The sequence below is a fragment of the Geobacter benzoatilyticus genome (genome assembly GCF_017338855.1).
Classification (GTDB): domain Bacteria; phylum Desulfobacterota; class Desulfuromonadia; order Geobacterales; family Geobacteraceae; genus Geobacter; species Geobacter benzoatilyticus.
Genome location: NZ_CP071382.1, coordinates 3,178,484 through 3,192,593 on the forward strand (window position 1 = coordinate 3,178,484; position 14,110 = coordinate 3,192,593).

At 54.4% G+C, this 14,110-nt stretch carries 15 protein-coding genes; 4 read left to right on the top strand and 11 right to left on the bottom strand.

Translation table 11 applies throughout. The features are described from left to right. The first annotated feature begins 9 nt into the window (after positions 1 to 9). Both JZM60_RS14765 and JZM60_RS14770 read left to right on the top strand, forming a co-directional pair. Positions 10 to 759: a GltB/FmdC/FwdC-like GXGXG domain-containing protein gene (locus tag JZM60_RS14765; protein ID WP_207163171.1), complete on the top strand. Its 750-nt coding sequence runs from the start codon at positions 10 to 12 to the stop codon at positions 757 to 759. A gap of 204 nt (positions 760 to 963) precedes the next feature. After that, complete coding sequence (locus tag JZM60_RS14770) at positions 964 to 1,530, top strand: YcbK family protein (protein ID WP_207163172.1); 567 nt, start codon at positions 964 to 966, stop codon at positions 1,528 to 1,530. A 24-nt stretch (positions 1,531 to 1,554) separates the two neighbouring features. Here JZM60_RS14770 and sppA read toward each other — a convergent pair whose 3' ends face one another. Next, a complete protein-coding gene (gene sppA / locus JZM60_RS14775) occupies positions 1,555 to 2,460 on the bottom strand; it encodes a signal peptide peptidase SppA (RefSeq protein ID WP_207163173.1) in 906 nt (301 codons plus the stop codon). Positions 2,461 to 2,615: 155 nt separating this feature from the next. Here sppA and JZM60_RS14780 point away from each other — a divergent pair, with 155 nt between their 5' ends. Next, positions 2,616 to 3,098, top strand: a complete 483-nt coding sequence (locus tag JZM60_RS14780) for a metallophosphoesterase family protein (protein WP_207163174.1) — start codon at positions 2,616 to 2,618, stop codon at positions 3,096 to 3,098. Between the two features lie 18 nt (positions 3,099 to 3,116). Here the strand turns inward: JZM60_RS14780 and JZM60_RS14785 are convergent, their stop codons facing one another. From JZM60_RS14785 to JZM60_RS14830, 10 genes are all read right to left on the bottom strand, one after another. Next, the gene (locus JZM60_RS14785; protein WP_207163175.1) at positions 3,117 to 3,509 is read right to left on the bottom strand and encodes a hypothetical protein; all 393 of its coding nucleotides are present in this window, start codon (positions 3,507 to 3,509) and stop codon (positions 3,117 to 3,119) included. A 29-nt stretch (positions 3,510 to 3,538) separates the two neighbouring features. After that, positions 3,539 to 3,925 carry a response regulator transcription factor gene (locus JZM60_RS14790; RefSeq protein ID WP_207163176.1) on the bottom strand — a complete coding sequence of 129 codons (387 nt, stop codon included), beginning with the start codon at positions 3,923 to 3,925 and terminating at the stop codon, positions 3,539 to 3,541. 44 nt (positions 3,926 to 3,969) lie between these two features. Further along, positions 3,970 to 4,929 (bottom strand): ABC transporter substrate-binding protein, encoded by a 960-nt coding sequence (locus JZM60_RS14795; protein ID WP_207163177.1) that lies wholly within the window; start codon positions 4,927 to 4,929, stop codon positions 3,970 to 3,972. A gap of 22 nt (positions 4,930 to 4,951) precedes the next feature. Continuing rightward, positions 4,952 to 7,030 carry a vWA domain-containing protein gene (locus JZM60_RS14800; protein ID WP_207163178.1) on the bottom strand — a complete coding sequence of 693 codons (2,079 nt, stop codon included), beginning with the start codon at positions 7,028 to 7,030 and terminating at the stop codon, positions 4,952 to 4,954. A gap of 29 nt (positions 7,031 to 7,059) precedes the next feature. Continuing rightward, complete coding sequence (locus tag JZM60_RS14805; RefSeq protein WP_207163179.1) at positions 7,060 to 8,058, bottom strand: DmsE family decaheme c-type cytochrome; 999 nt, start codon at positions 8,056 to 8,058, stop codon at positions 7,060 to 7,062. Between the two features lie 5 nt (positions 8,059 to 8,063). Then, complete coding sequence (locus JZM60_RS14810; RefSeq protein ID WP_207163180.1) at positions 8,064 to 8,921, bottom strand: ABC transporter ATP-binding protein; 858 nt, start codon at positions 8,919 to 8,921, stop codon at positions 8,064 to 8,066. Positions 8,922 to 9,033: 112 nt separating this feature from the next. Further along, positions 9,034 to 9,486 (bottom strand): hypothetical protein, encoded by a 453-nt coding sequence (locus tag JZM60_RS14815; RefSeq protein ID WP_241426279.1) that lies wholly within the window; start codon positions 9,484 to 9,486, stop codon positions 9,034 to 9,036. 139 nt (positions 9,487 to 9,625) lie between these two features. Next, a complete protein-coding gene (locus JZM60_RS14820; RefSeq protein WP_241426280.1) occupies positions 9,626 to 10,570 on the bottom strand; it encodes a hypothetical protein in 945 nt (314 codons plus the stop codon). Positions 10,571 to 10,583: 13 nt separating this feature from the next. Further along, positions 10,584 to 11,432, bottom strand: a complete 849-nt coding sequence (locus JZM60_RS14825; RefSeq protein WP_207163182.1) for a hypothetical protein — start codon at positions 11,430 to 11,432, stop codon at positions 10,584 to 10,586. After that, complete coding sequence (locus JZM60_RS14830) at positions 11,410 to 12,567, bottom strand: acetoin utilization protein AcuC (protein ID WP_207163183.1); 1,158 nt, start codon at positions 12,565 to 12,567, stop codon at positions 11,410 to 11,412. The genes JZM60_RS14825 and JZM60_RS14830 overlap by 23 nt, the downstream gene beginning before the upstream one ends. Before the next feature lie 288 nt (positions 12,568 to 12,855). Between JZM60_RS14830 and JZM60_RS14835 the strand changes: the two genes are divergently transcribed. Beyond that, positions 12,856 to 14,076, top strand: a complete 1,221-nt coding sequence (locus tag JZM60_RS14835) for an ammonium transporter (protein WP_207163184.1) — start codon at positions 12,856 to 12,858, stop codon at positions 14,074 to 14,076. The last annotated feature ends 34 nt before the right edge of the window (positions 14,077 to 14,110 follow it).

Consider the following 14,110-nt stretch of genomic DNA (forward strand, 5'->3'; position numbering starts at 1 on the left):
GAGGTTCATATGACAAAAATTGACGCTCAAGGTCTTTACTATCGGGACCTGAATCAGAAAATCCGCGAGGCAGTTGCCGCAGGGGCGACAGAAATTGTCCTCGATAACGTTAATGGTCAGTATTTCATCGGCGACGGCATCAACAAAGCCGTGACCATAACCATAAACGGCGTTCCCGGCAACGACCTTGCCGCCTTCATGAACGGCGCGGCCATAATAGTCAACGACAATGCCCAGGATAACATCGGCAACACCATGAATGCCGGCAAGGTGATCGTGCATGGCCATGCGGGCGACGTTCTCGGCTACGGCATGCGCGGCGGCCGCATCCACATCCGCAAGGACGTGGGCTACCGCGTCGGGATTCACATGAAGTCATACGAAGACAACAAGCCGGTACTTGTTGCGGGAGGCAAGGCAGGCGACTTTTTCGGCGAGTACATGGCTGGTGGCGTCCTCATCCTTCTCGACATGTTCAGCGACGAGCCGGAGAAACCGAAGCACGGCTTCCGCTTCGGCACCGGCATGCACGGCGGCACCATTTTCGTACGGGGCGGCGTGGACGAAGCCAAGCTTTCCCGGGAGGTGGGAGTCTTCGATCTTACCGATGAAGACCGGATTGAGCTGGAAGGTTATCTTAAGGAATATTGCGACGACCTCTACATTGATTACGCTGAAGTGGTTCAGGAGAAGTTCGTGAAGATACTTCCCCGGAGCAAGCGCCCCTACGGCAACCTCTATTGCCCGATGCCCCGCTGAGGCGCACACTGAATATCCCTACTGAATATGCAAAAGGAAGGCTGAATGGCCTTCCTTTTGCATTTGTAAAAATCCTGTGGAGTTCACCGTGTCAGTGTCCACCAGAAGTGTCAATGGGTCGAAATAATTGACATCGCAAACTGGTTTCTGATACGAATAATCGTTCGTTTCATCGGAACAAAAATGTAAGGCGGGTAAATAGCAATGGACTTCAAGATGTTAAGCAGGAGAAATTTCCTTAAGGTCTCCCTCACAGGGGCACTTACTCTCATGACCGTAGGGCCGTCATTCGGAAGCTTCGAGGCAACACCGCAAGAAATCCTCCCCCCCGGCCAATTATCCCTTTTCAATACTCACACGCAAGAAAGAATCTCCTTAACCTTCCGGGACGCAGATGGAAATTACGATCTTGATTCCCTTAACACTCTCAACTGGATTCTCCGCTGCCACTACACCAACGAAGCAACGGAAATGGATGTCAACACCCTCGAGTTCCTGAACCTTGTGGACAAAAAGCTCGGCGGCAACAACGAAATTCACATCATCTCAGCCTACCGTTCTCCCACCTACAACAACCTGCTGCGCGAGTCCGGTCACGGAGTTGCCTCCAAAAGCCTCCATCTCTCCGGTAAAGCCATAGACATCTCCATCCCAGGGAAAAGCACTGCACTGATTCGCGAAGCTGCCGTTGACCTTCACCGGGGAGGAGTAGGTTTTTACCCCAGTTCCGGTTTTGTCCATATCGACTCGGGCAACTTCAGAACCTGGTAGATTACTCCGGAACAGTGCCCCCATTCAGCGGGCAGTATCACCCATTGAGGAATCCAGTTCATAATTGACACTGAAGCCGCCATCGCGCCGCGCCGCTGCGCTGAAGATGCCGGACACCTCCTCAAGCAGCAGTTCTCTCAGGAATTTCCTCTTTTTCGGCGGCATTATCAGCGTCGGCTCCCCCTTTATTCCCGCCAGCCGCCCCGCTTCCTCAACGGCATCCTCAAGGGTGCCAAGCCGGTCCACGAGCCGCAGGGCCAGGGCCTGCTCTCCGGTATAGACCCGGCCGTCGGCAAGGCGCCGGACCTCTTCCACCGGCAATTTCCTGGACTCTGCCACAGCTTTCACAAACTGCTCGTGGAGGTTGCCGATTACCCCCTGCAGGAGAGCCTTGTCCTCGTCGGTAAGAGGACGGACGGGCGAACCGGTATCCTTGAATTTCCCGCTTTTGAGGGTAAAAGCCTTCATCCCCACCTTATCCATGAGCCCTTCGACATTCGAAAGCTTCATGAGAACACCGATGCTCCCGGTGATGGTACCCGGGTTGGCGTAGATTACCGCTGCGGGAATGGCGACATGATACCCGCCCGAGGCAGCAACGCTTCCCATGGAAACAACCACTTTCTTCGTTTTGGCGAGCTTTTTCACGGCAGCGTAGATTTCCTGGGAAGGGCCGATGACCCCGCCGGGCGACTCTATCCTTAGAACTACCGCCTTCACGTTCGTTTTCTTCCGCATCTCCGCAAGCTGCTTCACCGTCTCGCCGGAATCCAGGATCGGCCCCTTGACCTCTACATAACCGATACCATCTCCGGAACTGTTGATAACCCCGTCGCCAAGGACAAGACGGGCAATCTGAACAGACATGGCAAACAACAGCAACAGGGTCGCCACGATGACTACAGCTATAATGACATGGGATTTTTTCATGGGGGATTCTCCACAAAATTTTAGCGCTGGCAGCAGGACATCATCCTTCACCAATTAAATCAGAGGAACGATTTGCCGCAAGTGAGGATATGATGAAGAGGTATTCCAACCTACAAACGAGTTGACTGAAATATGCACTTTGCTACAATCAAGCCATGAAAATTGCGGTTCTATCCGATACTCACGGCAATCAGGCCCTTGCAGCCCAAGCACTAGACATGGCAGGTGATGTCGATCACATCATTCACCTGGGTGACGATTTTGATGATGCCACATTTCTGGAAGCTTTAAGCGGCAGGGCCGTTACCAAGGTCCTCGGCAACTGCGACTTCGCGGCAGGCACCCCGCGGGAAACCACCCTGGTACTGGAAGACAAGAAATTTCTACTTACCCACGGTGATCTTTATGGAGTAAAGGGGGGGTTGGAAAAACTCGCCGCGAAAGCCGCTGAAGAAAAAGCGGATGTGGTACTTTACGGCCATACGCACCTTCAGTCAGTGCAAACGATTGGCGGAGTCCTCTACATCAACCCCGGTTGTCTCAAAAAAGGATTCAGCAAGCCGAGCTTTGCCTTGGTATCGCTGGAAAGGGGGACCCTCGTCGCAGACATTGTCCATTTGCCCCCCGCCTTCCCCTGACACCCGGCCTTAAGCGGATCAGCAGCCGCAGCCGCAGTTGTGGCAAACCTTACGGTTATGGTCTTCGGGCGGAACCGTTTCCGGAGCAAAGGCAATTCGGACCACCGCACGCCTGATGTCGTCGAAGAGGTCAAGCTTGGGGCTTTGGCCTATTATGTGCCCGATACAGACATTCCCGAAGCCATCTTCGGGAGAGGATATCCGCACCGCATTCAACAGGTCCGAGTAGCTGTTGATATCAATCGTGAAAGCATCGTTGCGGGTTCTCTTCAACGAGACACCGGCACGGGAAAGTTCTTCCTCAAGATTGGTGAAAAAGCTTTCCGCCTCAACACCGTCAAGGTTCACCTTCCAGTTATCTCTCACATGATTCTGGTGATAGAACATCACCGTAATCTCTTTTTCCGCCATAAAACAGATCCTCGCTGTAAGAAATATCTTTATCCGCCGGACGCTTTGCGCTGCAACGAACTGAACACCATGTCGAGGACGGCCTTCTGCCTCGCCTCGTACTTGTTCATGACCGCCAGGCAGGTCCCCAGGGGAAAATGCTCGTGCAGATAATCTGCGTCGCGACTTGAAAGGACAATAATTCTACTTTTGTCCATTCCCACCTCGCACGCGTATTTGACAACCTTGTCCCCCGCAAGCACGGGCATCTCGAAGTCGACCAGAAGCAAGTCCACATCTCCAGCGCTGATAATAGGGAGCGCACGGACAGGATTAGTGCAGATCTGAACCTTCAGTACAGGATAATGCAGATTTATGTATCGCTTCAGAAACTGCGAAAAGGACTTATCGTCATCGACGATCAGAATTTTTCCCATCCTTACCTCTACCGGGACTGCGGCTTCTCACCTCTTCAGCATAATTACTTCAGCACCTTTGTGGCAACACTTAAAACGCGGAACGGGATTTGTACATCCAGAGCCTTGGCGCTATGCAGGTTAAGAACGAGATCAACCTTTCGCGGCGTCAACACTGCAAGCTCTCCGGGCCTATTCCCCTGAAGTATCTTGGCAGCATGGGAGGCAGCCAGCAGCCCCTGTTCCACAGGGCTGGCCTCAAGGGTTAAAAGCGCGCCTTTCTCGGCGGAATCGGGCACCAGGGAGATTACCGGCACCCTTGCGGCAGTAGCCCTGTGAACAATTCTCTCCAGACTACGGTTGACGACAGAACTTTCTGAAACGAAAACGCAGTCGCAACGCGCCAAAAGATGCCCCAATGCAGCGTCAAGCCCCGAAGCAACCGGAACGTTGGCCTCGACTACGGCAAAACCTTGCTGGGCGGCAAGACGCTTGATCTCCTGCATCTGCACATAAGAACCCCGCTCTCTCCGGTTGTAGAGAATCCCCAGTGTTTTGACCGGGCGTATCGCCACCATGGTTTTTACCAGCGTTGCCATGGGAACCTTGGAGCTTACACCGCAGAGGTTCCCTCCGGTTTTGGACATGCTCCGGGAGATTCCAGTCTCGACCGGACCATACACATCCGCAAAAACGATAGGTACCCTGACGGCCTCCTGGGTAGCTGAAATGGTGGCAGCGGCCCCGAACGTTACCAGCAGATCGGGTTTGAGGGCATTGAATTTCCTGACGCTGTTGGCCCATGAGATGGGATCCGGGTTCGGTGTCTGGGTGATGAATTCAACCTCCCCTTCGCCGAAGCCCTTGGCGGCAAGCCCTCTCACAAAAGCACCGTATGCTTCCTGATAGCGCGGAATGTCACTGGTAAGCACAGCAGCCACAAAGATTCTGCCGGCGAACGAAGGGGTAACCCCGACAATCGAGATCACAACTATAATTATGTAGATAAGCCTTTTCAGTGCCATGGGGCAATACCACATATCAAAGTTACCACGTAGTCTTCAAGAGTGCGGTAACTGCATGAACCGCACCATCACCGTCTGAAGACAGCCTGTTGTTGTAGGCACGGTAAGTGTAATCCAGCGCGCATCCAAAATGCTTTGTCACCCGATAGGTTACCCGGGCCGACAGGGAATGCTCCTGGGTTTTTACCCGTGAAAGCGTGCTGACACCCGCCGTGGGAGTACCATCGGAGGTTGAGCTCTCGGGTTTGAATACCGACCGGGACCGGACCAACTGATACGCAAGGGAGAGATCGACATCCTCGGTGGCATGGTAAGCGGCATTGACGGAATAGATTTCGCCCTGGGAGACATATTCGGCATCGGCATCCTGGCCATTGAGCACGCCGGCGAAAAGTACCGCCTGGTCAGCCTTGTCCCGGAGAAAACCAAAATTGCCGCTCACCGTGAATCGTTCGATTGGGGTTACCCATAATCCGGCAGAGGCATGAATATAGCGGCGATCACCCGGCAGAACATATGTCAGCGGATCCTCAGTCACTTCCTCCGGATGAGTCGTTCGTGAAATATGATCGTTGAATTCACGCGTTATGAGATATTTTGCCGACAGGCCCCAACGGCTGGAATTCGTATAGGAGGCAAGCAGCCTCCCCTCATGCTTCTGCTCGGGATCGGAATCGTAGAGAGGGTTATTTGTGGTCGTGTACCCGTAGAGCCCCCTGATCCTGAGCCCCTTGAACGGCCGAAAAAGCACCGTCAGGGTGCCTCGGTGCGTATCGGAATTTTCCGGAAGATTCCACCTGTCAGCGGAGTCCGGGGTACCGGTCCCGTCACGGTGATGGAACTGCCCCCGATACTCGCCGTTGAAGCTGATGACCGTATTCGGCCTGATGGTGAAGTTGGCGGATATGATGTCGCGGCGCGTATCCATGGCCTGTCGCAGCACTATGGGCGATGATGAAATGGCAGGAGCCAGCAGGGAAGAAGGGGTATCGCGGTCGATCTCCTGGTGCCGGTATTTAAGCACTGTAGTGAACCAGGCACATGGAGAATAGGTGAAATCACCCGCAGCATTCTGTAAAGTGTCGCTGGCATCGTCAGCCCCCCGGACTGTTGCCAGCGAAGAACGGTTTTCCCGCGTCCCGTGGGAGTAGGAAACAGCTCCGGTCACCCCGCCTGCCGGAGAGGTGAAAAGTTTCACGGTATGGGCATAGTAACGGCTTTCGGGGGTATCGTTGTGCTCCGCAACACTTTCGATTTCATCCAGGACAAAATACCGGTCTAAAGGAGTTGACTTGTCATCGTCAAACTGCCGGTACTGGAACGCATAGACAACGTTTACCGGTCCGAGATGGGCATCGAACCCCGCAGTGGTCTCCTGGGACGAACGGTCGATGCGCCTGGACTGTGAGCGAAGTCTGCTGACAACGGGGTCTGTCGAATCGGCGGGATAGAAGTCGTCAAAGCTGAAGTCGGCGTAGCGTAGCTGTTGGGACCCTTTCCGGCCGATAAACCAGTGACTTAAATTAAGATGAATCGGGTAATCGTGAAGCTTATAGCGGAACTGAACCATGTCCTGGCGGGTGGTAATGCCATAACGCTCTTCAGGGTTCGGATCGTCGAATATTAAATCTCCCTTTTCGTGGTCGAGGTTGTGGTAAAGGGACTCCGTCCAGGCCGTCAGACGGTAGTAGCCGGCATAGTCAAACATGAGATTCGCAGCATAATCCTTGCGGTTCAGAAAAGCGCCGTCCACATCGACCTTCAGGTCTTTTCCCAAATGGACCAGGCGCGCATCGCCGGTAACGCTCGAATGAAGGTAGTCATATTCGGCGGCCCTGCCCCCCGCGTCGCTGACGCCAACAAAGCGATAACCGGCAGAGGCGTCTGCGTGGTTATAGGCTTCGATTTCTACTTCGTCATCGGGCTTTTCGACACCCTGATCAAAAACTTCTATTTCTTCCTGTTGTTCCTCAACAACAGATATCTCATCACTCAATTCTTGGGCAGAAACCATCTCGTCGGCATGCGCCGCGCCAACCGTAGCCGCCAGGGAGCATACCGCTATCGCACAGGCATATCTTATGTTCTTACGCCTTATCACAATAAAAACTCCTTACGGCCTGTCCGAGGCTACCGGATGAAACTCCCCTTTTTCTCGGTCGGCGTGGGAATATCGGTCCCATGTATCTGCGAATGACAGTCGGTACAGCGATTGTTATACAACGCCGAGCCATCCCATCCCACAACATGCCCTGCATGGCACTGAAGACAAAGAAACGGCATGGCCGCATTCAGGAGATAGTTATTGACCGAACCGTGCGGCGAATGGCAAGTGGCGCAATTCTCGGTAACATCGCCGTGTTCGAAGGCAAAAGGCCCCTGCTTTTCCATGTGGCAGCGGGTGCAAAGCTCCTTGGGAGTATTCCCCTTAAGGAGATGGGACTGAACCGTTCCGTGGGGATCGTGGCAATCGGTGCAGGTCATTTTCTTCTCCCGCAACGGGTGGTGCGAGAAGAGACTGTTCTCCGCCTTGACCTCGGGATGGCAACTGTAGCAGAGTTCCGCGGTCTCTTCCCGCGTCACTTTTTGCCGTGCGCCCCGGTGGAGTTTGTGGCAGTCGAAGCACCCCACGTCGTTCAGGGCGTGGATGCTCCCTTTCCAGTGGGCAAGGGTAGGAACCGACGCCGCAGCGTGACACTTGAGGCAAATGAGTGACTGGGCAGGAGTTGGAAGATTGTGGATATCAAGCAGTGCTTTCGTGTCGCATTTGACCTTTTGCTCGTCATTAGACTCAACATCATCCCCGATCTTCTCTATGGCGAGGCTCCCCGGCCCATGGCACGACTCGCAGTTCACAAGCGGCAGGCCTGTCTCGGGCTTAATCTGTTCACCATGGACGCTATGCTTGAAGTCGTCGGTTATCTTTTCGTGCTTGTGGCACTTTGAGACACAGTTGTCCGTCCCAACGTACTCTGCATCGAGGCGCCCCACTATCATCCGCTCGTACTCGCGTACGGGACGGAATGGGCGATCCTGCTTGAGTTCGGCGCAGGAGGCGAGAAGAATCATTGCGAGCACTGCTGCGATGAACTGTATGATGGTTCTAATCTTCAGGGACACTTTAAGCATTGCGATTATCCCTTGATTCCCTTGGTAGTGGTGTAAATGAAACCTTTTATGATCGGATTTTCGCTCGCCTTCATCTCGGCGGGAGTTCCGACATCGACAATGGTTCCGCCGTGCATCATGGCAATACGGTCTGCTATGTACAGGGCGAAGTTCAAGTCGTGGGTAACAATTACCGTCGTATTTTTCGTGGATTTCTTGAGATCAAGAATCGTATTGGCCAACTCGTCGGTGGTGACAGGGTCGAGTTCGGCGGTGGGCTCATCGTAAAGAATCAGGTCGGGATTCATGGCCAGTGAGCGCGCGATGGCAACCCGCTTTTTCATCCCGCCCGAGAGCTCCGAGGTTTTAAGATTTTCCGTCCCCTCAAGCCCCACCATGGCCAGCTTCTCGCGAATCATTTCCCTGATCCGCGACTCCTTGCAGACCCGTTTTTCCCTCAGCCACAACCCAACGTTTTCTCCCACGGAAAGCGAGTTAAAGAGAGCCGATGACTGAAAAACCATGCTGTAGCGGTAATCGAGGGATGATTTACCGCCGCTGCCGCCAAAAATCGGATTGTTGTCTATGTATATCTCTCCGCTGTCCGGACGCACCAATTTCACAATGTGCCTGAGCAGCACGCTCTTGCCGGTACCCGAAGGTCCGATAATGGCAAATGTTTCACCGGCATGTATCTCCAGGCTCACATCCTTGAGGACATGCTTTTCGCCGAAGAACTTGTTAAGGTTCTCAATCCTGATCGATACGCCGCGAGTATCGCTCAAATCTATTTGACGGTACGTTTGTTCGTTAGGGAATATGGAGCCGGCAAGCCCGTGCATAAGTTTATGGAACAATCCGCCTTCATCATTTTGCTCAGCCATTGATGTAACAATCACTAGAATCCTCCAACTAACCGCCGGTACCCACGAAAGGCGCTGCATAATACCAGACAGTTCCCGCCTGCCGCAAGGCCGGCATCAACGGGTGTACCATTCAGAAAAGATACTTTCGCTTGTTGGTAAAGTAATGCCGATGCCGGTAAATGTACTGAGTAAGGAGAATGATTGCCAGTGCGCTCGCAATATTGTTGACCATGAGCGCCTCCTGGTCCACCGGCTCTCCGATAATCCGCTCCAACTCCGCCGGGGTGATGAAGTTCAGGTTTACAATGGTATTGATTACTTCGAACAGGTTGTAACCTATGAGCAGATACCAGGTAATAACCTGCCGTTTCATAATCCCGAGAAAGAGATAAAGGCAGATGAGGCTGTCAACGAAGATGAGCGCCTTGGCAGTCGTCCCCATGTATATTTTGCCGAGAAACGGGAACGGGCTGCCGTAAGTCGTTGCCGTAACGATAAAAAAGAAGAGATAAAGCCCGGTCAGTAGCACAAGGCCCAATGGCCGGCGCTCGTCATGCTCATCCGTCATATCGCTGTTGTCCATAACTGATATCCCGAATATGCCGCGCTATTTCTTGCGCATATCGCTTAAGGCGACAAAGAAAAAAATGGTTGCCATTACCAGACCGATGAAAATCCAGTCTGCAAGACTGAAACCGAACATGAAGCCCCCTGTTGAAATTCTAGGCTGTGGCGACCTGATCCAGGAGCTCCCTTGCCTCTTCGTGGGAAGGATCAAGCTCAAGCGCCTGCCGGAACTCCTCCTCGGCATACTTAGGCATTTCGAGCGCCGTAAAACCTTTGCCCATAATGCAATGGATCTCCGGAATGGGGAATTCCTCGCGGAAAACCGGATCCATCAGAACATCCTGGAGAATGGCGATTGCCTCTTCGTGATTGCCGGCCTGATGGTTCGCAAATGCAACGCCAATGGCTTCCAGATAGTCAACGGGAGGAATCTGGGGTAGCGTCCCCTTTTCGATTTTCTCGATCCGCATGTGCAGGCTTTCTGCGTCCGATTCCTCATTCCCCGCCAGGGCCTCCAGCAAAAAACCCTTTGCTTCGTCATATTTGCCGAGAAGATAATTCGCCTCTCCCAGGTAGCGAAGAATCTTGCGGTCATCCGGTGCAAGGATGTGGGCCCGCCGCAGGAAATGCTCGGCCCGGTAGATGCTTACTGTGGCGAAATGAAGCGCTGACAGCCGCATCCCGCGGTCGAGAAATGATCTGCCAATCTCAAGGGGAAGAGCGGAGTTATCCGGTTCCAGTAGCGCAAGTATCTTTAGGCAGGTAATTTTGCGATCCAGGTAGGGGACTTCCACATCCTTGCTGTCGATCATGATGGCATGGCTCGCCAGTTCAGCCAGGTAGTGGGGGTAGGCATCCCGCAGCAGCGCAGCATACTGGTCGCCCAGGATACAGTCGGGGTTGCTCCGGAGCGCCTGGTATATGCCCCGGCCGACGGCGTCGTAAGAGGGTTCGCCGTCAAGAGCTTCAAAATCCGCTTCCAGCAGCGGTACCGGCATCCCGCCGTAAGGAATCTGCTCCTTGTCATCCTTGAATATCAAAACGGCATCGTCGGGAGGATAATAGTATCGTATTCCCTTGATGGGGGTAAGCTCTCTCATCTGCGCGTGCATGTCAGTGGTTTCCTCCTTCGTTATTGCGGTCGGCAAAGGTGTCGATTCCTGCATGTTCACCAACGGTTTTGTAGATTCGCACCTCGTCCCACGCCTCGTCCATGATTCCGTCGTGGATGGCCCAGCTTCTCCCCCGAACCGTACGCTCGGCGCCGGGCATCCTGAAAGGGTTTGACCCATCGAGCCGCCCGAAAAGAATCCCGCCGGGGCGAAATTCCCGGTCAATCTCCAGCATCAGCCGCTTCCCTGTTATATAGTCGAAACCGTACCTTTCGTAACGGATGGCATTATCATAGGTCAGCGGCTCCGCCACGATCATTTCCATGCCGAGAGAATCGACAAAACGCTCGAAAATTGGGAAGAACTCTCCGAAGAGGTGAAGCCCGCGCCTCGTCTGGTTGGGGAAAAGACCTTCCGCCATGGCCCTGAGCTCCTCCGGAATATTCCGCCCCAGCGTTGAGAAGTAGTTGTTGCGCCCAGCGTCGTCCTTGTCCACGTCGTAGCGTGGAGCCGCCGGATCGGCGATTATGCAGAACGATAGCTCCATCTGGCCGTAGTGGGTATCGGAAATTTCCAGAAAAAAAACCGTATCGGGGTCCGATGGCTGACGTCTGACCTCGATACGCACAATCCCCATACCCTCCGGGGCGATGATTCTGACGCGCTTCAGGCCATCGGGCCCGCAGAGAGTTCGCGGTGAAATCCCCAGTACCGAAAAAAGCCGGAGGGGAAGTATCCCGGCATAAAGCCGTTCCCGTTCCTCGGAGGGTAAATAGCTGATTTCCCTGAGGGAGTGGATCGCCCGCCCCGCTACGTCAGCGAGTTGCCTATTCCCCGGCAGCCGCGGCATACCGTCCAATAATGATGGGAAAAATCGACGCCCTGATGGCGGCAATGCTCCGTTCAACGGCATCAAGCGCCCTGTTCCGGTCATCCTCCTCCGCCCAATGCATGGCATCGAGGAGCATCCGGTTCGGATATCCCAGCGGGCCTATGATGTCCACAAAGGACTCCGGCAGCTTCACTGGCAGCTCTACGCCGTTCATTATCCCCCAGGCCAGGGTCCAGGCCCGCGCCACGTTCACCATGTTGTACCCGCCGCCGCCGACCGCCACCCACGGTATCTTGAGCGCCTTCAGCTTGCGCAATATATACGTATAGCTGTGGGTGGTAATCTCAAGCCGCGTTAGGGGGTCGGTGCGAAAAGTATCGGAGCCGAGCTGGGTTACCAGGACATCGGGATTGAACGCGGCAAGCAGGGGGTAAGCCACCTCGTCGAAAGCTTTCATGAAAAGGGCATCGTCGGTGTGTGCCTCAAGGGGAACATTTACCGAATACCCCCTCCCCTTGCCGGTACCGATTTCGTCTTCGAACCCCGTACCCGGAAAGAAGTAAATGCCGCTCTCGTGGATGGAAACGGTAAGTACCCGGTCCGTATCGTAAAAGGCCTCCTGAACACCGTCACCATGGTGGGCGTCAATGTCCAGATACGCAACCCGCAGCCCCTTCTCCAAAAGGGTATTTATGGCGATAACCGCATCATTCAGGTAAGAGAAGCCCGCTGCCTTGCTGCTATGGGCGTGATGCCAGCCGCCGGCCATGGAGAACGCGATGTCATAACCTTCCTCAGTCACAAGACGGGCCGCTTCGACAGTGCCGCCGGTAACAAGGGTAGACCAGTCATAAAACCCCTTGAAAACGGGATTATCCAGATCCCCGAGCCCGTAGCGGAAATCGGCGCGGGGTTCATCGGAAGAATTGAACTCGCGCAAACGATCCAGATAGTCTGAAGTGTGGAAGGTAAGAAGAGCCGACTCGTCCACCCTTGGGCAATCAACAATATCGGCGCCGGGAAGTTCCGTCAGCCCGAACCGGCGCATGAGTTCAAAGGCAAGGTTAATGCGCTGGACCTTGAACGGATGTTCATCGCCATAACTGAAATGACTGAAGTCCTGCGAGTATATGAGGGCGGTTTTTGCAGACAATCGGCATCCCGGACAATATTGGCTTTAAAACCTAATTTTCTTTTAATGCCGCGACTTTACAACGTAGACACACAAGCGTCAACTCCAAAGTTGCTTCCGTATAGCCCATTCCTCGGGCAGAGATGCTGAAGAAACAGTCATCATCCAGCCCTTCAAAATGTTCAAAATAGCCGTTTTCCAGTATTTACGGCATGTTGGCTCATTGGCAGGAAGGTTGCTATATGGCTCATGACCCAACCCGACGGCGGGTTAAAAGGGGTCGCAACACATGCCAACGGAGGTATGCCCATGGATCAGATGTCGATGGCGACAGGTCTCAGAAACAGCTCTGACGTGCTCTTTCTTATGCTCGGCGCGGTCATGGTTTTTGCCATGCACGCCGGTTTCGCCTTTCTCGAAGTTGGGACGGTCCGCAAGAAAAACCAGGTCAACGCATTCGTAAAAATCCTTACCGACTGGTCGGTGTCCACAGTCGCCTATTTTCTGATCGGTTTCCCCATCGCCTACGGGATATCCTTCCTCGTACCGGCAGGCGATCTTCTGGGGACCACCCAGGGGTACGACCTCGTCCGCTATTTCTTCCTCCTCTGCTTCTCGGCCTGCATTCCGGCCATCATCTCCGGAGGGATTGCCGAGCGTGCGAAATTCTGGCCCCAGGTGCTCGCGGGGGCAATCTTCGCCTCCCTGACCTACCCAATCTTCGAATCCCTCATATGGGGGAAGAACGCCTCGTTCCTCCAGGGGTTATTCAAGAGCATCGGCGGCGCCGAATTCCATGATTATGCCGGTTCAGTTGTGGTCCACTCCATGGGCGGGTGGCTGGCTCTTCCCGCAGTCCTCATCCTCGGCCCACGGATGGGACGATACATAAGAGGCAAGTCCCACCCGATTCCCGTCAGCAATATCCCTTTCCTGGCCCTTGGCTCCTGGATCCTGGCCGTTGGATGGTTCGGCTTCAATGTCATGAGCGCCGGCCACCTGGACAAGATATCAGGCCTTGTTGCGGTGAATTCCCTGCTGGCCATGGTGGGTGGCGTGCTGGCGGCACTTGTTGCCGGCAGAAACGACCCCGGCTTCGTGCACAACGGCGCCCTCGCCGGGCTCATCGCAGTCTGCGCCGGCAGCGACCTCATGCATCCGCTGGGAGCGTTCGTCACCGGCGCAATCGCCTCCGTCATTTTTGTCTACGGCTTCCAGATCGAGCAGGAACGTCTCAAGATCGACGATGTCCTCGGCGTTTGGCCCCTGCACGGCATCATCGGCTCATGGGGGGGGATCGCTGCCGGGATCTTCGGCCAGCCTCTTCTCGGCGGAATGGGTGGGGTATCGTTCGTTTCGCAATTTCTCGGCACAATCGCCGCCATTCTTTTCGCCCTGGCCAATGGATTCGTAGTGTACGGCATCCTTTCCAAAACCGTCGGCATACGCCTGTCCGATGAGGAAGAGTTTGCCGGCGCCGACCTCTCAATTCACAAAATCGGCGCTTACCCGGAGGACCATGTGCGCTGACGCTGCGCCGGCTCAGTACTTCTCTATCCCCAGT

Coding starts and splice junctions, on each gene's coding strand:
- JZM60_RS14765 (WP_207163171.1), top strand. CDS start 10: ATGACAAAAATTGACGCTCAAGGTCTTTACTATCGGGACCTGAATCAG.
- JZM60_RS14770 (WP_207163172.1), top strand. CDS start 964: ATGGACTTCAAGATGTTAAGCAGGAGAAATTTCCTTAAGGTCTCCCTC.
- sppA (WP_207163173.1), bottom strand. CDS start 2,460: ATGAAAAAATCCCATGTCATTATAGCTGTAGTCATCGTGGCGACCCTG.
- JZM60_RS14780 (WP_207163174.1), top strand. CDS start 2,616: ATGAAAATTGCGGTTCTATCCGATACTCACGGCAATCAGGCCCTTGCA.
- JZM60_RS14785 (WP_207163175.1), bottom strand. CDS start 3,509: ATGGCGGAAAAAGAGATTACGGTGATGTTCTATCACCAGAATCATGTG.
- JZM60_RS14790 (WP_207163176.1), bottom strand. CDS start 3,925: ATGGGAAAAATTCTGATCGTCGATGACGATAAGTCCTTTTCGCAGTTT.
- JZM60_RS14795 (WP_207163177.1), bottom strand. CDS start 4,929: ATGGCACTGAAAAGGCTTATCTACATAATTATAGTTGTGATCTCGATT.
- JZM60_RS14805 (WP_207163179.1), bottom strand. CDS start 8,058: ATGCTTAAAGTGTCCCTGAAGATTAGAACCATCATACAGTTCATCGCA.
- JZM60_RS14810 (WP_207163180.1), bottom strand. CDS start 8,921: ATGGCTGAGCAAAATGATGAAGGCGGATTGTTCCATAAACTTATGCAC.
- JZM60_RS14815 (WP_241426279.1), bottom strand. CDS start 9,486: ATGGACAACAGCGATATGACGGATGAGCATGACGAGCGCCGGCCATTG.
- JZM60_RS14820 (WP_241426280.1), bottom strand. CDS start 10,570: ATGAGAGAGCTTACCCCCATCAAGGGAATACGATACTATTATCCTCCC.
- JZM60_RS14825 (WP_207163182.1), bottom strand. CDS start 11,432: ATGCCGCGGCTGCCGGGGAATAGGCAACTCGCTGACGTAGCGGGGCGG.
- JZM60_RS14835 (WP_207163184.1), top strand. CDS start 12,856: ATGGATCAGATGTCGATGGCGACAGGTCTCAGAAACAGCTCTGACGTG.